The following is a 20,545-nucleotide window of genomic DNA, read 5'->3' as shown; positions in this document are numbered from 1 at the left end:
ATTGATAACAAATTCTGTTTAATGACAATTTTTCTTAACATTTTATTTATTTTAGTGGCTGTAAATGCCTTACTTTTAGTGTTTAGCGTTAACCGTAACAATGCTAAAGCAAAAAAATCTGTTAACAAACCTACAGCAGAAACAACAGCTAAAGTATACCCACTTAATATTATCTCTACAAAATACAAAAAAGCAATATAGTTTTTTACCTTTGTAAGGTATGAAACAGTTGTTACTTGTTTTTTTAGGAGGAGGTGTAGGTAGTGTTTTGCGTTTTCTTATTAGCAAAACACTAAATAGTTCATTTCAACCCTACTTTTTAGGAACCTTTTTAGTTAATATATTAGGCAGTTTACTTATTGGCTTTATAATAGGACTAACTTTAAAAGGTAATTACCTTACAGAAAACCAAGCATTATTATTAGCTACTGGATTTTGTGGAGGCTTTACTACATTTTCTACTTTTGCATTAGAAAACCAATCTCTATTAAAAAATGGCGATCTTTTGCATTTTACTTTTTATACCTTATTAAGTATCTCTATTGGTATTTTTGCCGTAATAGTCGGTTTATGGATTTCTAAATCCATATAATATTTCATAAAAAATCTTTTTTTATTCAACAATACACGTAAATAGCAATCTTTTTTGCTGTAATACCCCGTCATATCCTATTTTTTTTCATTTATCAAATATCATTTTAACAAAAAATTAAAATATAATTACAATACCCCTATTTAAAATGGGGGTTATTTTATTTATATCATAAAAATTAAATAAGCACCCATAAAAAATATGGGGTATAATTCATTATTAAATACATTTACCCTGTAATTAACTAAACGATATGAAAAAAATTGAAGCAATTATTAGAAAATCTCAATTTGATGATGTAAAAAAAGCATTACACCAAATTGAAGTGAATTTTTTTAGTTACTGGGATGTAACTGGAGTAGGAAATGAAAAACAAGGACACGTATACAGAGGAATATCTTACAGCACAACTGATATTCAAAGAAGATACCTATCTATTATAGTTTCAGATGAGTTTTTAGAAAAAACTGTAAATACAATTTTAGAATCTGCTTACACAGGCAATGTAGGTGACGGAAAAATATTTGTATCTGAAATTATAGATGCATACCGCATTAGAACCAAAGAAAACGGTCACGCAGGAATAAACTAACCAAACCAAGACACTATTAAAAAATTAGAATTATGATTAACGAACAACAAGAAGCACTAAGTAAAGCTGTTGAAAGTATCAACAGTGATATGGGTGCATTATGGATAACAATAGCTGCCATTTTAGTATTTTTTATGCAAGCTGGTTTTACATTAGTAGAAGTTGGCTTTACACGCAGTAAAAACTCTGGTAACATAATAATGAAAAACATTATGGACCTTTGCGTAGGTTCCTTAATGTTCTGGGCTGTAGGTTACGGAATTATGTATGGTAGCGATACTGTTTTAGGCGGATTTTTTAGATTAAGCCCAGCAGAACAAGGGTATTTCTTCTTTTCTGCAGACGATTGGTACAACTTATTTTTTCAAACAGTATTTTGCGCAACTGCAGCTACAATTGTATCTGGAGCTATAGCAGGGCGTACTAAATTCTCTACTTACCTTATATATTCTGCCATATTAACAACAATTATATACCCTATTTCTGGTAGCTGGTACTGGCCATTTGATGATGATGCATGGTTAAATGTTGCTGGTTTTGTAGACTTTGCTGGTTCTTCTGTAGTACACGCAGTTGGTGGTGGCGCAGCTTTAGTTGCTGCAATTATGGTTGGCCCACGTATTGGCAAATATACAGATGGTAAAGTAAACGTAATTCCAGGACATAATATGATTCTTGGTGCATTAGGTGTATTTATCCTATGGTTGGGTTGGTTTGGCTTTAATGGCGGATCTCAACTTGCATGGGGTGGATCTGATACTGTTGCTACTGGTAGTGTAATTATAAACACAAACTTAGCGGCTGCTATTGGTGCTGTTGCAGCCTTATTTTTTACTTGGATTAAATACGGTAAACCAGATATTTCTATGACACTAAATGGCGCACTAGCTGGTTTAGTTGGTATTACTGCTGGCTGTGGAGCTGTTAACGCTTGGGGCGCACTTGCAATAGGCTTAGTTTGCGGTATAGCCGTAGTACTTTCTATAGAAGGCATAGATAAAAAATTAAAAATTGATGATCCAGTAGGAGCTATATCTGTGCATGGAGTATGCGGATTTATAGGTACCGTGTTAGTAGGTGTATTTGCTATAGATGGCGGACTAATAAATGGTGGTGGCGCTAGCTTATTACTAGTACAAACTTACGGTTCTTTAGCTTACATATTATGGGCTGTTATTACAACATTTATCGTCTTATTTATATTAAAGAAAACTATTGGATTAAGAGTTTCTAAACAAGAAGAATTAGAAGGTTTAGATGTGCATGAACATGATATAGAAGTTTATCCAGAGTTTACAACTACAGAAAAATAAACACAAGAAACAAAAACGGAGCGTTTTGCAGAACGCTCCGTCACAAAATGTTTCAACAACAAAAAATAAAATCACTAACAAACCCCTTATAATAAAGGGTTTACAATTTATTTGATATGAAATTGAATACGACAACAAATTACTTAAAAAAATTATCATTTTCAATAATGATGTTATCCTCTGCATTAATATTTGCTCAGGAAGAAGAAGAAAAAAAATTAGAAATTAGCGGGTCTGTTGATGCTTACTTTAGAACAAATTTAAGCGCAGATGATAATGCAGAAGCTAACGGATTAATAAGCCCTCTAACTTCTTTTGCTAATGAAACTGGTTTTGCACTTGGTATGGCAAACATTATTGCTAGTTATGAAGGTGAAAAAACTGGAGCAGTAGCAGATCTTGTTTTTGGACCAAGAGGAGAACAAGCTATTACCGGTTTAAATGTTAATCAATTGTATGCATACTGGAATGTAAGCGAAGGAACAAAGTTAACAATGGGACGTTTTAATACGTATTTAGGATATGAGGTTATTTCTCCTGTAGGTAATTTTAACTACAGCACGTCTCACTTATTCTCTAGCGGGCCTTTTTCTCATACTGGTTTAAAAGCAGATTTTACATTATCTGATGATTTTAGCTTAATGCTTGCTGTAATGAATGTTACAGATGTAGATAATAATTTAACTAGCCAATATGCTCTTGGAGCACAATTAGGTTATGCTGGTCAATATTTAAATCTTTATTATGACGATAAAGCAAACCTAGGTTTTGAGATTGACTATACAGGTGGTTTTGATTTATCTGATAGTTTTTATCTAGGTATAAATGGTGCTTACGCTGATAATGATGGTAATGGTTTTGCTGGCGTTGCATTATACCCACAAATTAAGGCATCAGAAACTACTTCTTTTGGATTAAGAGGTGAGTATTTTACACAAATTGTTGATGGTTTAGATGATGAGCCTAGCGTATTTGCAACTACTTTAACTGGTAGTTTCACTGTTGAAGATTTAACAATTAAACCAGAGGTTAGATTAGATGCTTGGAGTAATAACGAACCGTTTTTTAATAACGACGGAGATCCTTCAAAAAGCTTATCTACCTTTTTAATTGCAGCAGTTTATTCTTTTTAAAAAAATTAAGTTTAGTTTATAGTTTGGTTGTTGAAGAAAGTCTAGTTTGTGCGCTAGGCTTTCTTCTTTTTTAGTGCTCTTTGTTAAAGGCTTTTACCCCTGCTCTAACCTCTGTGTCTAATGTATTTACAAGTGGTACTACTGGGCAAGAATACTTTTTACTATAAGCACAATAAGGATTGTATGCCCTATTAAAATCTACCATAATAAAATCTTCATCTGGCTCAGATAACTCTATATATCTTCCTCCTCCATACGTTTCTTTACCATTTGTATTATCTAAAAAAGGCAAAAACAAATGATCTTTATATTTTTCTTGCTTTATTAATTGTTGGTTTTGATATACTTCTAGTTGTAAATCTTTACCATTTAATTTAAAAAACAATCTACCGTATAATTTATATTCTTGATTTTGGTTTGTTGTAGTTGGCATTAAAAATGGAGTTGCACCTAAAGCCAACTCTAACCTTGCTTTTACCACATAATTTGTATCTGGCTCAAAAAAATCTAGTCCTTCAAAATCTTTTCTGTACTTATTAGGCAACGGAGAGGTTTTTGCATCTTTATACTCATCATTTAACTTTTTATGATACTCTAGAATACCTTTTAGCTTGTCAGATTTTGTTGCTGCTATTTTTTCTTCAACCTCATTTGTATGATACTTCTTTTGCCCATTACAACTTAACAACATCATTACAAATAAAAATACTGTATACCTCATTATATTACATTAAATTAATACAGTAAAAATACAACTTATTACTTTTTTACTTAGCTTTGTTTTACAATAAAAGAAAAATGCAAAGACTTTCAATGTATAAATCTGTGGTTATCTGTACCTTAAAAAGGTGCCAGCGCTGCTGTATTTAATATTGAAATAGATATATTATACTAATACTAAGCCTGGCGATTTTTTCGCCAGGCTTTTTTTATATACCAACCAAAATGAAAAAACTTTACACAAACTATATAGACTCATTTAAGGGGCTATCTAAAGAAGTATGGTGGCTATCACTCATTACCCTTATAAACAGAGCAGGCACAATGGTTATTCCTTTTTTATCGCTTTATTTAAAAAACGATGTTGGACTAACTTTTGAAAATGTTGGTGTTGTAATGTCTTGCTTTGGAGCTGGCTCATTAATTGGCTCTTGGCTTGGAGGTACATTAACTGATAAATTTGGCTACTACAAAGTAATGCTCTTTAGTTTATTTACGAGTGGTATATTATTTATTGGTCTTCAATTTTTACACGATTATTATAGTATTTGCGCAGGCATTTTTATACTTATGATTGTTGCAGATTGTTTTAGACCCGGTGCTTTTGTTGCCTTAATTGCTTATAGTAAACCAGAAAATAAAACTAGGTCTGTTACACTAATTAGACTTGCCATTAACCTTGGTTTTTCTGCTGGTCCGGCTTTGGGCGGTATTATAATTACATCTTTAGGCTATATTGGTCTTTTTTGGGTAGACGGAATAACCTGCGTATTGGCCAGTATTTTATTGCTTATTGTTTTAAATCCTAAAAAAGCACGAGTTATGGATAGTTCCAAAAACGAAAGTCCAAAATCTGCATACACAGACGGTTACTACTGGGTATTTATTGCTGCTATGGTACTTTTTGGATTTTGCTTTGTACAGTATTTTTCTACCGTACCAGTATATTACAGTGATGCCTATAAACTTAGCGAATTTAAAATAGGACTTTTACTTGCTATGAATGGTTTTTTAATTTTTGCTTTTGAAATGCCATTAATTAAATACCTAGAAAAACTTAACCACTCCAAAGTTACTTATGTAATTTTTGGGCTAATATTAGTTGGTTTAAGCTTTGCATTGCTAAATATTTTTTCATGGGTTGGAATTTTAGTTGTTGGAATGTTACTAATGACTATTGGCGAAATGATTGCCTTTCCGTTTTCTAACGCAATTGCTATGGAGCGTTCTAAACGTGGCAAACAAGGAGAATATATGGCACTGTATAGTATAGCTTTTTCAATATCACACATTTTTGCTCACAATTACGGTATGCACTCTATTGCAAATAATGGTTATATATTTACATGGAATAGCATTACCGTTATAGCCGTAATAGGTATAGCACTACTCTTTATTTTAAAACGAATTACAATTGCAAACAAATGAAAAAAATAAATAATATAATTTTAGGCATACTACTAACTTTAGCTTTAGCCTGTACAGACAAGAAAAAAGAAACTGTAAAAACTGAAGTCCTTAATAATGTAGAAACTAAAGAACGTTTTTATCCTGAATTAGATTCTACAAGATATAACGTAGCGTTTTTAATTATGGATGGTACTTTTAATACCGAATTTACTGCTCCTTTTGATATTTTTCAGCATACAAAGTTTAGAAAAAATATTAAAGCGATGAATGTATTTACGGTTGCTAATACACTAAAACCTATAACTACGTTTGAAGGTGTGCGTATTTTACCAGACTACAATTATATTGAAGATGAACTTCCTAAAATAGACATATTGGTTGTACCTAGTGCAGAGCATCATTTAGATTCCGATTTAAAAGATACTACAATGCTAAATTTTGTGAAAAAAGTAAATAAAGATGCGTTATTTATTACATCGCACTGTGATGGTGCATTTGTACTTGCAAAAGCAGGAGTTTTAAACACTGTTACATCTACCACTTTCCCTAGTGATATAGATTTATACAAAAAAACATTTCCTAATTTAAAGGTAGCAGATAACGTATTATTTGTGCATGACAAAAAATACATTACCTCTGCAGGAGGCGCTAAGAGTTTTGAGGCGGCTCTCTACTTGTGTGAATATTTATATGGTAAAGAAGTTGCTAAATCTTTAGCTGGTGGCTTAGTTATAGATTGGGACGTAACTAAGGTACCACACCTTATTATTCCTTAAGGATATAACGTCCTTTCTTAAGATATTTTTCAATTAAAGCGTTGTATTCTGGTGTAAGTTTTAATAATGTAGTAGACTCTAAATTATAAAGTTTATCTGCATCTGTATATCCATTTTTAAGCAGCTCTTCTAAATAAAAAATAGAGGTTCCAAAATCATTATTTTTTGCACTTAAAGATATTATTTTTAGGTAAGGATCATAGTCTTTAGGTGCAATTATTGTTTTTAGCATATACAAAAAGCTAAGAGCATCATAATCTGTATTTTTTTCTGCTAAAACAGTATCAATATAGTCATTTGTTAGCGCAACCAAGTATCCTTCTAACCTATATCCCATCTTTTGTTGCTCTTGGTTGGTGCTATTTTTAAACTTATCTATTTCTTTTGTTTGGTGTGCCCACCAACCAAGGTTATTAAAATTGTGTGTGTAAGCATCTTCTTCTACATAATATGCAAAATCGTTTTTTAAAGATTGCTCCTTAAACCACACATTATTTTCTGCCCTTTTTAACGACTTGTATATTTTGTTTTTACGTAATGCATTGCTTTTATCCTTTAGAGAATCTATTTTTTTAAAAGGCTTATAAACCATTATAGTCTGGTCTATTAAGTTTTTTGCTTTTTTAAGTTTATTTGCTGCAACCAATTTATTAATTGTAGTAAGCGTAGTATTGTAATTATTATTTATAAATAAACTATCTACAGCTAAATTACCTTTAGCCATAGCAGACATTTTAAATAAATCTAATGCTGTAGCCAAGTTATTTGTAGAGGGCCAATTGTTTCTAGATTCTTCTATTAATAACTGGTTTGGAATTTTCAACTTATTTAACAACTCTTTATTAGCTAGCATTTCTGTATAATTAAAATTATAACCACTAACTATACCAATGTACTGATAAGGCTTTTTAACGTTAATAATTTCAATATTACCAACAGTAGAGCTGTAAGACAGCACACCATCTATATTAGAAATAAATGCAGGAATTGTAGATGCTAACCTACCAGCTCTATTAAAGCCAGTTGTATAAATTTGATTTTCATCAATAGGTAACATTCCTACCACAGAATTAAATGTTTTTGTAAATGCTAAAATATTTTTAGAGATTGAAATGGTATCGTTTAAATTGTTTGATGCCGCCAAAATATAGCCTTTTTCCTCTGCAATACTAGCCATTAAGCGTATTACTTGTTTTTCTCTATTGTTATAGTCTACAATAAATACAACAGGCCATTTTTTATTAACTGTAAAGTTTGATGGAAGTAAAAGAGAGAAACTATACGGCAAAGAGTCCCCTACCTTTATATTGTCTACAACAGCTCCTTTTTTTAATTTTAATTCTTGCGCAGAAAGCTGCAAACTTAAAAATGCTAACAGTAGAAGTACTAATTTTTTCACAAGTGTTGTCTTTTGGTTTTTTAGTTAGGTATAGTTATAAACTAAATTACTATTAATATTTGTTTTTAACTCTTATTAAAGCATCAAAAACCTAGCCAAAAAAAGTGAATCAAGAGTTAATCACCAATAGCACCCATTTCTACCCCTTCTGAGTAAGCTACTTGTATACCGTGTTTGCTAAATGCATTTTTTATGGCTTTATTAGCCTGAAATGTAACTGGCCAATAATCATCTGGCTGAACAAAAGGCCTAACTAATAGTTGTATACTATGCGTATCAAAAGTTTGTATACCAATATCAGGAATTGGATCTTTTAATACATTTGGAAGCTCTAACAAAGCATCTATAATAATTTTTTCTACCTTAGGAAAACTCTCTGAGTATGGCATTGTTACCAATAACTCTAACCTAATCATTCCTTTTTCTGAAAAATTAGTAACAACAGAGTCTGTAATTTTAGAGTTTGGTATTATTAATACTTTGTTACCTGGTGTTATAATATCTGTACTAAAAATTCCTATTTCAGAAACTCTACCAAATTTATCTTCTAACTGAATCCAGTCATCAATTTTATATGGCTTTAACGTTAAAATTAAAATACCTGAAGCAAAGTTACCTAAACTACCCTGCAAAGCCATACCAACAGCAAAGCCAACAGCTGCTAAAATAGCCATTAACCCTGTTAAATCTGCACCTACAATAGATGCTGCTATAAATAAAGCTGCCCCCTTTAAAACTACTCCTACTAAGGATGAAACAAATGGGCGTAGAGTTTTAGATATGCCTGTTTTTTCTAAGGCAACACCAACCATTTTTAGTACCCTTTTTACCAGTTTAAAGCCTATCCAAATTACTAAACCAGCACCAATAATACGAGGCAGAAAAAATACTGCCTTATCTGTAGCTATTTGTATGTATTTTCCAATAGTGTCTAAATCTTCTGCTTGCATTTTAACGATACTAAAAAATGATATTTTTATTTAAAAGCGCAAATTACAAATTTACTCCTAAAACCTATGTTTTAGCCTTCTATTTTTTTAATGGGCGCATTAGAGACTACATCTGATAAAATTATATGCGTACGTGCCTCACCATATTGTATTAACCTATCTATAAATTGCTCTAAATGAAACTGATTTCTAAGAACTACTTCCATTATAATATTTTCATTACCAGTAATTCTGTAGCAATTTATAACCTCATCAAAAGTACCAACTAACTCTAAAAAAGGTTTTAATTTTCCCATAAAAGCACGTAATGTAATAATTGCCTTTAATTGGTAACCCGTTTCTGTATGTGACACCATTGCATTGTAGCCTGTAATAATACCTAAATCTTCCATTTTTTTAACGCGCTCTGCCACTGCCGGTGCAGATAAGCCCACTTGCCTACCAATATGTGCAAAGGATTCTCTTGCGTTTTTTTGTAAATAGTTTAAAATTTTCCAGCTAATAGCATCTATCTTGTTATTCAAAGCCTTTATTGTTTAAAATTTTTAGAATCAAAAGTAAAAATAAAAAATCACTTTACAATCATAATTAAACCAATAGCAATAAGGATGTAATTTTATAGTATAATAGTAAACACAATGCCATACAGAAATCTTAGTACAGTACCAGTTTATAAAAAAGCATTATCGCTTTGCCATACTAGTAGAGAGCTAGCATCTTATTTTAGCTATAATAAGGATTTATTGCAGTTATACAAGTCTAGTAGCCTTAGAGACATAATGGCCAACTCTATACTAACAGATGCTATTTTGTTACCTATACAAATAGAACAAGCAGAACGTAGCGACTGTAAACATACTAAATTGCATAGCATTAAATTTATTAATACTATTACCAGAAACATATTAAGTTATTGCAATGGCTTAGAGCACCACGGTGTTAAGGAAAAAGAATACTTAAATCTTTTACGTACAGAAATTACAAGCTTTAGAAAGTCATATAAAAACTGGCGCAAGTCTTTACGCTAGCTTACAGCTTGTTTATTTAAAACATAAAAAAATCACCTAACATTACGTTAGGTGATTTTTTATTTATGAACTTTAATAATATTACATATTTCTACGGTATTGACCACCTACCTGAAATAGTGCACTCGTTATTTGCCCTAATGTACAGACTTTAGAAACCTCCATTAACTTCTCAAAAATGTTTTCATTTTTAACGGCTGCTTGTTGTAAATCTTCCAACAATTTATCTGCATCCTCTGTTCTGGCTTGCACACTTTTTAATGTATCTATTTGCGCAAGTTTTTCTTCCTCTGTTGCTCGTATTACTTCTGCAGGTAATACTGTAGGTGATCCTTTAGAGCTTAAAAACGTATTTACACCTATAATAGGAAACTCCCCTGTATGTTTTAGGGTTTCATAATACAAGCTTTCTTCTTGTATTTTAGAGCGCTGGTACATAGTTTCCATTGCACCTAAAACGCCACCACGTTCAGTAATCCTATCAAACTCTTTTAAAACAGCTTCCTCTACAAGTTCTGTTAACTCTTCTATAATAAAAGCCCCTTGTATTGGATTCTCGTTTTTAGCAAGTCCTAGCTCTTTGTTTATTATTAACTGTATTGCCATTGCGCGTCTAACAGACTCTTCTGTTGGTGTGGTAATAGCCTCATCATACGCATTGGTATGTAAAGAGTTACAGTTGTCATTTATAGCGTACAATGCTTGTAAAGTTGTTCTAATATCATTAAAATCTATCTCTTGTGCGTGTAAACTACGTCCAGATGTTTGTATGTGGTACTTTAGCATTTGTGCTCTTGGATCTGCACCATACTTTAACTTTAGTGCTTTTGCCCAAATTTTACGTGCAACTCTACCAATTACTGCATATTCTGGATCTATACCATTAGAAAAGAAGAACGATAAGTTTGGACCAAACTTATTAATGTCCATTCCTCTGCTTAAATAATACTCTACGTAAGTAAAACCATTAGCCAGTGTAAAAGCCAGTTGTGTTATTGGATTTGCTCCAGCTTCTGCAATATGATAGCCAGAAATAGAAACCGAATAAAAATTCCTAACCTGTTTTTCTATAAAATATTCCTGTACATCACCCATTAAGCGTAATGCAAATTCTGTTGAAAATATACACGTATTTTGTGCCTGATCTTCCTTTAAAATATCTGCTTGTACTGTACCACGTACTTGTGCCAATGTATTTGCTTTTATTTTTGCGTATACATCTTCAGGTAAAACCATATCACCTGTTAAGCCAAGTAACATTAACCCTAACCCATCATTACCCTCTGGTAAATCTCCATTGTATTTAGGTCTTTCTAAACCTTTATCATCATACACTTCTTTAAACTTAGCTTCAACCTGTGCCTCTAAGCCATTTTCTTTAATGTACTTTTCACAATTTTGATCTATGGCAGCATTCATAAAGAAACCTAATAACATAGGAGCCGGACCATTAATAGTCATAGAAACCGATGTCATTGGATGACTTAGATCAAAACCAGAATATAATTTTTTTGCATCATCTAAACAACAAATTGAAACCCCTGCATTACCAATTTTTCCGTAAATATCTGGCCTATGATCTGGATCATTACCATACAAAGTAACAGAATCAAAAGCAGTAGAAAGCCTTTTTGCTGGCATACCTAAACTAACATAGTGAAAACGTCTGTTGGTACGCTCTGGACCACCTTCACCAGCAAACATACGAGTAGGATCTTCACCTGTTCTTTTAAACGGATATAAACCTGATGCATAAGGAAACTCTCCTGGTACATTTTCTTGCAAACACCAACCTAAAATATCTCCCCAAGCTTGGTACTTAGGCAAAGCTACTTTTGGTATTTGTGAATGAGATAACGACTCTGTATGTGTATTTATATTAATTTCTTTATCTCTTACTTTAAAACTATAAACAGGCTGTTTATACTTATTTACTTTGGCATCCCAAGTAGTAATAACTTCCCAGTTGTAAGGATCTAAATCCATTTTAACCCTATCAAACTCCTTAAATAACAAGTTTAAAAAGTCTTTATCTGCATCTTCTTTTACCCCTTCTAAAATTGCAGCTGTATCTAAGCCATTTTTAAGCAGCAGATCTGCCGCTGTTTTTGGCGTATTAGAAACCGATAATATTGTTTGGTAAACACCATACAAACGCTGAGCAACTTTAGTTTGCACAGCAACAGTAGCATCATACCCTCTATTATTTTCTGCAATTTCTGATAAATAACGTGTACGAGCAGGTGGTATAACAAACACCTTTTCTTCTATTTCGTTACCAAATTTAAAAGTAGAATTTAGGTCTGCATTAGCTTTTGTAACCAATGTTTCCATTATTTTGGTGTATAACCTGTTCATTCCAGGGTCATTAAACTGACTTGCCATTGTACCAAAAATTGGCATATCTTCTTGTGGCGTATCCCATAAATTATGGTTACGCATGTATTGTTTTTTTACATCTCTAATTGCATCTAAAGCACCACGTTTATCAAACTTATTAATAGCTACTAAATCTGCAAAGTCTAACATATCAATCTTTTCTAATTGTGTAGCGGCACCAAATTCTGGTGTCATTACATAAAGAGATACGTTACTGTGTTCTATAATTTCTGTATCAGACTGTCCAATACCAGATGTTTCTAACACAATTAAATCGTACTCAGCAGCTTTTAATACCTCTACAGCTTCCTCTACATATTTAGACAGTGCAAGGTTAGACTGCCTTGTTGCTAAAGAGCGCATATATACACGCTCATTATTAATAGCATTCATACGAATACGATCTCCTAAAAGTGCACCACCAGTTTTTCTTTTAGACGGATCTACAGAAACTAGCCCTATTTTTTTGTCAGGGAAATCTAAAAGAAAACGCCTAACCAACTCATCTACTAAACTAGATTTACCAGCCCCACCAGTACCAGTTATACCAAGTACTGGCACATTTTTTGCAGATTTTTCTACCTTAGAAAAGTATTCTACAAACTCTTCATGTCTGTTCTCTGCTAAGCTTATTAAACGTGCAATGGTGTTTATATCTTTATTTTTTAAAGAATCAGAAACCGTTGTGCTTTCTGGTAATTTTAAAGCTGGCACAGGAAAATCGCTCTTTTCTACCAAATCATTAATCATACCCTGTAACCCTAATTTACGGCCATCGTCTGGCGCATAAATTTTAGTAATACCGTGGTCCATTAATTCTTTTATTTCTTCCGGTAGAATTACGCCGCCACCGCCGCCAAATATTTTAATATGTGTAGCTCCACGTTCTTGAAGCAAATCATACATATATTTAAAATACTCATTATGACCACCTTGGTAAGATGTTATTGCAATTGCATTTACATCTTCTTGTATAGCACAATCTACTACTTCTGCAACACTACGGTCATGACCTAAGTGAATTACCTCTACGCCTGTAGATTGTATAATACGGCGCATAATATTAATTGCTGCATCATGCCCATCAAACAAAGCTGCTGCTGTAACAATTCTTATTTTATGTTTTGGTGTATATGGTTTCTGTTGTTCCATTCGTATTAAATAGCTAATTTTAGACTTGCAATTTACGAAAATTGCAAAAATCTACACCAAAAACATTCAATATTATAAAAATATAAGAAAGCTAGGGTGCTTATTTGATAATACCCTAAATTAGTTAGCTTAATTTTATTATTTATGAAGCTAACCATACTTATTAATTGCCCAGACCAAGCTGGTATTATAAGCACAGTAACTAATTTTATACATACTAAAGGCGGTAATATTGTATATATAGACCAATATGTTGATAAAGAAAGTGCTACTTTTTTTATGCGGTTAGAGAGTGAATTTAGTAATGCACTTACCCTTAATGAGTTTAATAGTGGTTTTAAAACTTTAGCGCCTACTTACCAAATGAAATGGGAGGTACACAAAGAAGTTACCGTACCTAAAATGGCAATTTTTGTTAGCAAGTATGATCATTGTTTGTATGATTTATTAAGCAGATATAGCTCTGGTGAACTAGATGTAGACATTCCTTTAATTATTAGCAACCACGATAAAGCACAAAGTATTGCTGCGCAATTTAATATTCCTTTTTACCACATACCAGTAACCAAAGCAACTAAAATAGAAGCCGAAGAAAAACAATTAGCATTATTGGCAGAATACAAGGTAGATTTTATTGTTCTAGCGAGGTATATGCAAATTGTGAGCCAGACTGTAATAGACCAATATCCTAATAAAATAATAAACATACACCACTCATTTTTACCAGCATTTGCAGGTGCAAAACCGTACCACGCAGCCTATAAAAGAGGTGTTAAAATTATTGGTGCAACTAGCCACTATGTAACAGCAGATTTAGACGAAGGACCAATCATTGAACAAGATGTTACCACGGTATCTCATACACACAGCATTAAAGATTTAATTGCAAAAGGTAGAGACTTAGAAAAAATTGTACTTGCAAGAGGTGTAAAATTACATATAGAACGCAAAACAATGGTATTTAATAATAAGACTATTGTTTTTATATAGGTTGATGTGTTCTAGAATACAAAATCTTATTATAAAGTTTTTATAGCTGTAACATTTTTAGCCATTTAGCTACACCAATGACATTATTTAATAAATTAAAAAGAATGTGTTTTTTTACAAGTTATTTATTTTTTTTATGAGGTAAGAAATAAGAAGTCCAATTGTAAATGTTGTAATTGTTGTACTTACAAAAAAAGCTGTAATTGCAGGAAGCGTAAATAAAAAATAATAATTACCCGTAGACCTGCCAACAATTAAACAAAAAATAATCCAAATCATCAAATTCACTAATGTTGAATATTTAATTGAAGTTGAAATTAATGATTTTCCATTTTTTATATTTAAAAAAGCTAGTTTTGCTCCTATCCAAAGTGCTATTAAAAAAGCTACAACAAGCCCAATTGTTTCAAAACCGCTACCAAAAACTACAGACATTGAACTTAAACCTTTACCCATATAAAGAACAGGTATTAAAATAGTTGCCATTATTGTAAGTATCCCAATAGGAGCTCCTAACAGGTAGGATACAAGAATACTTTTCCCAAGCTGTTTATTCATCTTCATAAAATTCACTTTAAATAATTTAGTAGTATTTATACATTTTATTATATAAATAAAACCTACCAAATGTAGTAAATATTCTACAACACAAAGACCTTAAGTATTTATCCTTAATGAATTAGCTATTCATAGATTGCTAATGCGTAATGGCAATTAACAATCTTTAAGTATAAAGTAGTACTAAAATATTAAGTTTTTTGTAATTAGTTAAGTCTAAATGTCATAGGTATACTAAATGGTACTCTTACAGGTTTTCCTTTTACTTTACCAGGAGTCATCTGAGGAAGTTTTGCAAAAATTCTTCGCCCTTCCAATTCAAATAAAGGGTGTGGCCCTCTGGTTTTAATATTTTTTACAGATCCATCTTTATCAATAACAAACATAATGTTTACTCTACCCTCTATTCCCAATTCTTGAGCTTCTTCTGGGTACCTAAAATTTTTAACAATGTGTTTACCTATTTTTTTTTGAAAACAAGATCTTCTACTACTTTTGGCTACTTCTTCGCAACCAGGAAATACGGGTACATCATCTACTATTTGAAAGCTAAAATCGCCTTCACCTGCTTCTTTTTTTTCTTCTTTTTTTAAGTTCTCTTTACTTACCTTAATATCTACAACCTTTAAACGAACACTTTTTCCTGGGTTAAATTTGGCATACAACACATAACCTGTGCTAACAGCCGTATCTTTTAATTGAACCACTTTTAGTGTAGGGAGCTTTTTTAAGACCAAATCTATTTTTTCTTCAATAAATTTAGTTTCCGGCCTACTAAAAATCTCTGTAGACTCTAGTTCTCCTTTATCATCTGTAAAAAAGTTAAAATATACTTTTCCATTAAAGTTTTGAGAAATAGAATCTTTAGGCATCTTTAAGTTCTCATTAAAAAGCTCTTGTAAATTGTCTGTAAAACAAGCATTTTGTGCTCCTGCACCAGGCATTATACATTTGCTAAAGTTGGCATAATCAGTAGCCACTTCAAAAGGTCTGTAAGATGTTATTTCCTGACCATCTACTTGGTAGTCTTGGGCACTTAATAAAAATACAAAGCTAAAAATGGTAAAAAAAGTAAGGTAGGTTGTTTTTAATTCAAATTTCATAATGGTTTTATTGTATAGTTAACAATTCAAATATTAAAAATTTTAAAGACTAATGTATGTAACAACACATATTTGTTGGCTTTTAATTTATATTCGATATTAAAAATATATTTAGGAGAGGTAAATAAAAATATCCTTTTTTTGTTAAGCTTTTATATTAACAATCTTGTAATCAGTTTTAGTTCCACATACCATTAGATTCTGTTAAAATTATTGGAGTGTTATCTGTAATTAGTATTGTTTGCTCATGCTGTGTTACGTATCCTCCTTTATTGCCAACCAAAGTCCAGCCATCTTTTAACTCTACAGCAACGGTAGATTTTGTAGAAATAAAAGTCTCTATTGCAACTGTAGTATTTTTTTTAAATCGTTCTCTATTTGTTCTAACTCTGTAATTTAAAATATTTTCAGGTTCTTCATGCAAACTTCTACCAACTCCATGACCTGCTAAATTTTTAATTACTTTAAAACCAGATTTCTTAGCCTCGGACTCTATTAAGTGTCCAATGTCTGCTATTTTTACACCACCTTTTATGTTGATAATAGCTTTTTTTAAGATGTTTTTAGAAGCATCAACAAGAGGTTGATGATTATGAATATCCTCACCAAGAACAAAAGAACCTCCATTGTCTGACCAAAATCCATTTAACTCAGCAGAAACATCAATATTTATTAAATCACCATCTTTAAGTATTTTATTTTTAGATGGTATACCGTGAGCAGCTTCTTTATTAACACTTATACAAGCATAACCAGGAAAACCATAGGTTTCATAAGGAGCAGACTTAGCGCCGAAACTTTTTAATATTTCTCCTCCATATGCATCTAGTTCTTTGGTAGACATACCAATTTTAGCATACTCTTTCATTAATTTTAGTGTAGTACCAACAACTTCACTAACTTTTATCATTCCTAGTAATTCTGATTCTGTTGTTATAGACATTTTTATTTTTCTTATGAGTTACAAGAGTTTGCTTATGGACGTTATTCTACAGCGTTATTGGTATTATTCGCTCCAACCGTTTGAGTTTGAACAAGACTCCATTGAGTGGCTAGAATATCTATCAAATTCTTCATTAAATAATTCTTCATATACTTGATATGCTGAAAATCCAAATCCTTCAGCTTCTAAGTCAAATTTAGCTTTAGAGGGGTTGTTATCAATTGAGTTATAATAATCCTTACCCATTCCTAAAATAAAACACCTACAGTATAAAAATCCATCATCAGAACCATCTGTATAGGTATGTATTTCTTTCCTATCTATATGGTAAATTCTTTCTTCTAAGAAATGAATAAATTCAGTTAATTCTTCTTTACCAAGTTTAGATAACCTTTTTATATAGTTTTCTGTAATATCTTCTTCTAATTTATAACTCAATTGTTCTAAAGACGCTTCGTTGTCTTTAGCCTCATCTCGTAGTTTTTTTATTTGTGGAGAATCTTCCCAAGATTGCTCTATTATTTTCCAAAATTGCTCTTCTTCCATTTTTATATTTTTTTATGCTACACAACTCTAAATATTATGTGACGTTGAATAAAAAGCAAGCAATTAATTTCCGATTAAGTACTTAGCCATCCAAACGCTTCGGGATTTATTTTGTTTTAACTTTTTTTGTTCTGAAGCCAAATCAACGATTTGGCGGTCTTTGTAAATAAACACAGACCTTTCAATTTTACCCTAAAGACCGCATTACGTTTAGGTATTGTTGTAAAACGTTTTTAATTTTTCAAAATTTGCTTGATTACCTTTTCTGCTTTTTTAATGTTTAGTCCTGGTTTCATTTTTGGATGATAAAGTATTTTAATAATATCTACATCCATTTTCGAATATTCCACAGTATTAATACTGTCGAGTGCTTTATTTTGATAAAAAATACTCTTTGAATATTTTTCAGAATCATTCATTAAACCAATACTTTGAGTTAATTCTTCTAAAATTGTAGATTCTTGAGTCTGAAGAGGTTCATTAATATCAATGAATATTTTTGCATGTTTAATTTCATAATTGTCTAATTCATACTCGATAAGAGCTAATCCTGCTAGTTCCTCTTCGATACCTTCAAAAATTTTAGGAACTAATGACTCAACTTCATCTTTTTCCATAAGGAAAATAACGGCATTGCTTTTAAGGTAATTATCTACTAATTTAATTTTAAATTCGCCCTCGATAAGGTTATTGATTTTATTAATTGTGTTCTTAATTATTGAAACCTGTCTGTTAAACTCCCCATCTTTCCATATATAAAGATTCATAGGTTCAGTCCATTTAATTATTCTATCTGAGTTGTCATAAAATTCCGCACTTAAGGCAACTTCACTAAAATAACTGACTAGTTCTCTATCATATTCTGATAATTCATGGTCATTAAAATCAACTGAATTATAAACAATTATTCCAAGGGTTATTAATAAAATAATAAAAAGTATGGTTCTCTCTTTCAATAAGGCTTTGGTTTTCAAAATGTTTTACAACTATATATAAACGCAATTAATTGCGTTTATTCACCCCTATTGGCGTAATAAACGCACATTTTTGCTTTTAGCGCTTAATTTTCTTACAATATAAAAACATTTTTTGTGGTAGAATTACAGATATGTGTAAATGCATTAAAATAATTTATAAATGGTACCAATTGGCTGTTAGTTTGTATTTTTTTATCTTAGCTATTAAACGCACTTTATGTTATAAGCATAAAACAGTATGAAAAACACCAAAGAAAAAGTAAAATGGTATAATTTTAACATTACTAATTGCTAAAATTATATACTGGTTGTTTACTTACATTTAAAGAGGTATACCAATGAGCAAAAAAAATATTTTTAGAGCACTACTGCTTGTCTCTACAGTAGTGTCTTTATTTTATGTGCCTTGGCCTATTGTAACCGCTTGGCTTAAACCTATACCAAATACTATACAGCAGCAACTAAACCAGACTATTAATTATGGTTTTGATGGCGTTATACTATACGTAGATGTTGCTGGTAAACCGCCTGCTTTTTATGCCAATGGTTGGCATAATAAAGAACAAAAAATTGCTGCTAAACCAAATGCTTTATTTAAAATTGCTAGCATAGATAAATTGTACACTGCTGTTGCCATTACCAAACTTATTGGACAAAATAAACTAGACCTAAACAAAAGCTTAGCTTATTATTTTCCTGAGCTTAATGGCAAAATTGAGTATGCAGATAAAATTACTGTAAAAATGATGGTACAACACCGCAGTGGTATTCCTAATTATACTAATACTCCTAATTTTTGGAACAACCCCACACAAAATGCTCAAGAAGCTCTTGAGTTAATAAAAGGTTTACCTGCTAACTTTAAACCCAATACAGATTACGAGTATAGCAATACCAATTATTTGCTACTTTCTTTGCTTATAGAAAAAGCATCTAAACAATCAAAATTTAATTATATAAAGCAAGTTATTTTAAATCCGTTAGGTATTACAAACACTTATAACTCTATTAAAGATATTAATTTAGATAACTTAATGAGTGGTTATTACGTTGGTATACAAAAGGACATAAAAACCACAAATTATGGCTCTATGATTGCTACTGCAGAAGATGTTGGTATATTTTTACGTGCTTTAAATAATGGTAGCTTATTTACTGGTACTGAAAATGAAATTTACGCTTCAATATACAAGTACAACCATACCGGCCTTATACCTGGCTACCAAAGTATTGCAGAGTACCATAAAAATATAGACGCTGTTGTTGTGCAGTTTACCAATACTACAGATTTTAGTGGCTACAACTGGAACTTATCTGAAATATCATACAATAGAATTATAAAAATTATTGAACAAAATAATGGTAAATAGTCCTATTAAAAATAAAGAAAACGTATTTACATTTAAACACCTAAACTAAACGGTACGTTGCCTTACCTTTGCTAAAAACAGAAGTTACTATATGCAAATTTTAAAAACGCATTACCACCCAGATGTTAAAACACTAGAAAACAAATCTGTTTTTACTAGACTTGCTACCAGAAGTATTGCTATTAAAGGAGCTAATATTTTACTACTTTACACAGAAAGGTATGAGGATTATAGTTTGCCTGGTGGTGGTTTAGATAAGGATGAGGACTACGTAAATGGTATGATACGTGAGCTTGTTGAAGAAACTGGAGCCAAAGACATTACAGATATTAAGCCATTTGGTGTTTATGAGGAATACAGACCTTGGCACAAACCAGAGTTTGATATTCAGCATATGATATCTTACTGCTACACTTGCTCTGTAAATGAGGTATTGGGAGTTTCCAAAATGGAATCTTACGAAATAAAAAATGGTATGTATGCCAAATGGGTTAACATTTTTGATGCTATTAAACACAATGAAAAAACTATGGCTACTAGTGACAAAAAAGGAATGTCTATAGAACGAGAAACTTTTTTACTAAAGCACATTGCTGCACAGTTAATTTAGTGAT

At 31.6% G+C, this 20,545-nt stretch carries 21 protein-coding genes; 11 read left to right on the top strand and 10 right to left on the bottom strand.

Annotation, left to right across the window (positions count from 1 at the left end; translation table 11 throughout):
- Positions 1 to 21: 21 nt before the first annotated feature.
- The 5 genes from JM80_RS08765 to JM80_RS08745 all read left to right on the top strand — a co-directional run bounded on the left by JM80_RS08765 (position 22) and on the right by JM80_RS08745 (position 3,630).
- On the top strand, positions 22 to 201 hold the full coding sequence (locus JM80_RS08765; protein WP_013619923.1) for a hypothetical protein: 180 nt from the start codon (positions 22 to 24) through the stop codon (positions 199 to 201).
- A 19-nt stretch (positions 202 to 220) separates the two neighbouring features.
- The gene (crcB, locus tag JM80_RS08760) at positions 221 to 592 is read left to right on the top strand and encodes a fluoride efflux transporter CrcB (RefSeq protein WP_144709756.1); all 372 of its coding nucleotides are present in this window, start codon (positions 221 to 223) and stop codon (positions 590 to 592) included.
- Positions 593 to 845: 253 nt separating this feature from the next.
- Positions 846 to 1,184 carry a P-II family nitrogen regulator gene (locus JM80_RS08755; RefSeq protein WP_013619926.1) on the top strand — a complete coding sequence of 113 codons (339 nt, stop codon included), beginning with the start codon at positions 846 to 848 and terminating at the stop codon, positions 1,182 to 1,184.
- A 32-nt stretch (positions 1,185 to 1,216) separates the two neighbouring features.
- Complete coding sequence (locus tag JM80_RS08750; protein WP_013619927.1) at positions 1,217 to 2,497, top strand: ammonium transporter; 1,281 nt, start codon at positions 1,217 to 1,219, stop codon at positions 2,495 to 2,497.
- A 116-nt stretch (positions 2,498 to 2,613) separates the two neighbouring features.
- Positions 2,614 to 3,630: an outer membrane beta-barrel protein gene (locus tag JM80_RS08745; protein WP_186439763.1), complete on the top strand. Its 1,017-nt coding sequence runs from the start codon at positions 2,614 to 2,616 to the stop codon at positions 3,628 to 3,630.
- Between the two features lie 70 nt (positions 3,631 to 3,700).
- Here JM80_RS08745 and JM80_RS08740 read toward each other — a convergent pair whose 3' ends face one another.
- Positions 3,701 to 4,351, bottom strand: a complete 651-nt coding sequence (locus JM80_RS08740) for a DUF1684 domain-containing protein (RefSeq protein WP_013619929.1) — start codon at positions 4,349 to 4,351, stop codon at positions 3,701 to 3,703.
- Between the two features lie 224 nt (positions 4,352 to 4,575).
- On the opposite strand from JM80_RS08740, the gene JM80_RS08735 reads away from it, so the two are divergent.
- Complete coding sequence (locus JM80_RS08735) at positions 4,576 to 5,778, top strand: MFS transporter (RefSeq protein WP_144709754.1); 1,203 nt, start codon at positions 4,576 to 4,578, stop codon at positions 5,776 to 5,778.
- Positions 5,775 to 6,536, top strand: a complete 762-nt coding sequence (locus JM80_RS08730) for a DJ-1/PfpI family protein (protein ID WP_013619931.1) — start codon at positions 5,775 to 5,777, stop codon at positions 6,534 to 6,536. Before JM80_RS08735 ends, JM80_RS08730 begins: the two co-directional genes overlap by 4 nt.
- On the opposite strand, the gene JM80_RS08725 is transcribed toward JM80_RS08730, so the two are convergent.
- The 3 genes from JM80_RS08725 to JM80_RS08715 all read right to left on the bottom strand — a co-directional run bounded on the left by JM80_RS08725 (position 6,526) and on the right by JM80_RS08715 (position 9,409).
- Entirely contained in the window at positions 6,526 to 7,935 is a 1,410-nt protein-coding gene (locus JM80_RS08725) for a hypothetical protein (RefSeq protein WP_034646328.1), read from the bottom strand. The genes JM80_RS08730 and JM80_RS08725 overlap by 11 nt on opposite strands.
- Before the next feature lie 116 nt (positions 7,936 to 8,051).
- Entirely contained in the window at positions 8,052 to 8,885 is an 834-nt protein-coding gene (locus tag JM80_RS08720; RefSeq protein ID WP_013619933.1) for a mechanosensitive ion channel family protein, read from the bottom strand.
- Positions 8,886 to 8,956: 71 nt separating this feature from the next.
- A complete protein-coding gene (locus JM80_RS08715; RefSeq protein WP_034646326.1) occupies positions 8,957 to 9,409 on the bottom strand; it encodes an Lrp/AsnC family transcriptional regulator in 453 nt (150 codons plus the stop codon).
- A 114-nt stretch (positions 9,410 to 9,523) separates the two neighbouring features.
- On the opposite strand from JM80_RS08715, the gene JM80_RS08710 reads away from it, so the two are divergent.
- Positions 9,524 to 9,913 carry a hypothetical protein gene (locus JM80_RS08710; RefSeq protein ID WP_034646324.1) on the top strand — a complete coding sequence of 130 codons (390 nt, stop codon included), beginning with the start codon at positions 9,524 to 9,526 and terminating at the stop codon, positions 9,911 to 9,913.
- An 81-nt stretch (positions 9,914 to 9,994) separates the two neighbouring features.
- On the opposite strand, the gene JM80_RS08705 is transcribed toward JM80_RS08710, so the two are convergent.
- Positions 9,995 to 13,444 carry a methylmalonyl-CoA mutase family protein gene (locus tag JM80_RS08705; protein ID WP_144709752.1) on the bottom strand — a complete coding sequence of 1,150 codons (3,450 nt, stop codon included), beginning with the start codon at positions 13,442 to 13,444 and terminating at the stop codon, positions 9,995 to 9,997.
- Positions 13,445 to 13,588: 144 nt separating this feature from the next.
- On the opposite strand from JM80_RS08705, the gene purU reads away from it, so the two are divergent.
- A complete protein-coding gene (gene purU / locus JM80_RS08700; RefSeq protein WP_144709750.1) occupies positions 13,589 to 14,434 on the top strand; it encodes a formyltetrahydrofolate deformylase in 846 nt (281 codons plus the stop codon).
- A 114-nt stretch (positions 14,435 to 14,548) separates the two neighbouring features.
- On the opposite strand, the gene JM80_RS08695 is transcribed toward purU, so the two are convergent.
- From JM80_RS08695 to JM80_RS08675, 5 genes are all read right to left on the bottom strand, one after another.
- A complete protein-coding gene (locus tag JM80_RS08695; protein WP_144709748.1) occupies positions 14,549 to 15,007 on the bottom strand; it encodes a hypothetical protein in 459 nt (152 codons plus the stop codon).
- A gap of 191 nt (positions 15,008 to 15,198) precedes the next feature.
- Positions 15,199 to 16,095 carry an energy transducer TonB gene (locus JM80_RS08690; protein ID WP_255436734.1) on the bottom strand — a complete coding sequence of 299 codons (897 nt, stop codon included), beginning with the start codon at positions 16,093 to 16,095 and terminating at the stop codon, positions 15,199 to 15,201.
- A gap of 178 nt (positions 16,096 to 16,273) precedes the next feature.
- Entirely contained in the window at positions 16,274 to 17,038 is a 765-nt protein-coding gene (gene map / locus JM80_RS08685; protein ID WP_034646318.1) for a type I methionyl aminopeptidase, read from the bottom strand.
- Between the two features lie 63 nt (positions 17,039 to 17,101).
- Positions 17,102 to 17,584: a DUF4240 domain-containing protein gene (locus JM80_RS08680; protein ID WP_144709746.1), complete on the bottom strand. Its 483-nt coding sequence runs from the start codon at positions 17,582 to 17,584 to the stop codon at positions 17,102 to 17,104.
- Positions 17,585 to 17,817: 233 nt separating this feature from the next.
- Positions 17,818 to 18,558: a DUF2927 domain-containing protein gene (locus JM80_RS08675; RefSeq protein WP_034647451.1), complete on the bottom strand. Its 741-nt coding sequence runs from the start codon at positions 18,556 to 18,558 to the stop codon at positions 17,818 to 17,820.
- 341 nt (positions 18,559 to 18,899) lie between these two features.
- Between JM80_RS08675 and JM80_RS08670 the strand changes: the two genes are divergently transcribed.
- Positions 18,900 to 19,931 (top strand): serine hydrolase, encoded by a 1,032-nt coding sequence (locus tag JM80_RS08670; protein WP_144709744.1) that lies wholly within the window; start codon positions 18,900 to 18,902, stop codon positions 19,929 to 19,931.
- Positions 19,932 to 20,022: 91 nt separating this feature from the next.
- On the top strand, positions 20,023 to 20,541 hold the full coding sequence (locus JM80_RS08665; protein WP_144709742.1) for an NUDIX hydrolase: 519 nt from the start codon (positions 20,023 to 20,025) through the stop codon (positions 20,539 to 20,541).
- Positions 20,542 to 20,545 lie beyond the last annotated feature (4 nt).

The sequence above is a fragment of the Cellulophaga sp. RHA_52 genome, from assembly GCF_007827205.1.
Taxonomy (GTDB): Bacteria; Bacteroidota; Bacteroidia; order Flavobacteriales; family Flavobacteriaceae; genus Cellulophaga; species Cellulophaga lytica.
The sequence above is the reverse complement of the archived record's forward strand: the minus strand, read 5'-3'. Positions and strand labels throughout refer to the sequence as shown.

Coding starts and splice junctions, on each gene's coding strand:
- JM80_RS08765 (WP_013619923.1), top strand. CDS start 22: ATGACAATTTTTCTTAACATTTTATTTATTTTAGTGGCTGTAAATGCC.
- crcB (WP_144709756.1), top strand. CDS start 221: ATGAAACAGTTGTTACTTGTTTTTTTAGGAGGAGGTGTAGGTAGTGTT.
- JM80_RS08755 (WP_013619926.1), top strand. CDS start 846: ATGAAAAAAATTGAAGCAATTATTAGAAAATCTCAATTTGATGATGTA.
- JM80_RS08750 (WP_013619927.1), top strand. CDS start 1,217: ATGATTAACGAACAACAAGAAGCACTAAGTAAAGCTGTTGAAAGTATC.
- JM80_RS08745 (WP_186439763.1), top strand. CDS start 2,614: ATGAAATTGAATACGACAACAAATTACTTAAAAAAATTATCATTTTCA.
- JM80_RS08740 (WP_013619929.1), bottom strand. CDS start 4,351: ATGAGGTATACAGTATTTTTATTTGTAATGATGTTGTTAAGTTGTAAT.
- JM80_RS08735 (WP_144709754.1), top strand. CDS start 4,576: ATGAAAAAACTTTACACAAACTATATAGACTCATTTAAGGGGCTATCT.
- JM80_RS08730 (WP_013619931.1), top strand. CDS start 5,775: ATGAAAAAAATAAATAATATAATTTTAGGCATACTACTAACTTTAGCT.
- JM80_RS08720 (WP_013619933.1), bottom strand. CDS start 8,885: ATGCAAGCAGAAGATTTAGACACTATTGGAAAATACATACAAATAGCT.
- JM80_RS08710 (WP_034646324.1), top strand. CDS start 9,524: ATGCCATACAGAAATCTTAGTACAGTACCAGTTTATAAAAAAGCATTA.
- JM80_RS08705 (WP_144709752.1), bottom strand. CDS start 13,444: ATGGAACAACAGAAACCATATACACCAAAACATAAAATAAGAATTGTT.
- purU (WP_144709750.1), top strand. CDS start 13,589: ATGAAGCTAACCATACTTATTAATTGCCCAGACCAAGCTGGTATTATA.
- JM80_RS08690 (WP_255436734.1), bottom strand. CDS start 16,095: ATGAAATTTGAATTAAAAACAACCTACCTTACTTTTTTTACCATTTTT.
- map (WP_034646318.1), bottom strand. CDS start 17,038: ATGTCTATAACAACAGAATCAGAATTACTAGGAATGATAAAAGTTAGT.
- JM80_RS08680 (WP_144709746.1), bottom strand. CDS start 17,584: ATGGAAGAAGAGCAATTTTGGAAAATAATAGAGCAATCTTGGGAAGAT.
- JM80_RS08670 (WP_144709744.1), top strand. CDS start 18,900: ATGAGCAAAAAAAATATTTTTAGAGCACTACTGCTTGTCTCTACAGTA.
- JM80_RS08665 (WP_144709742.1), top strand. CDS start 20,023: ATGCAAATTTTAAAAACGCATTACCACCCAGATGTTAAAACACTAGAA.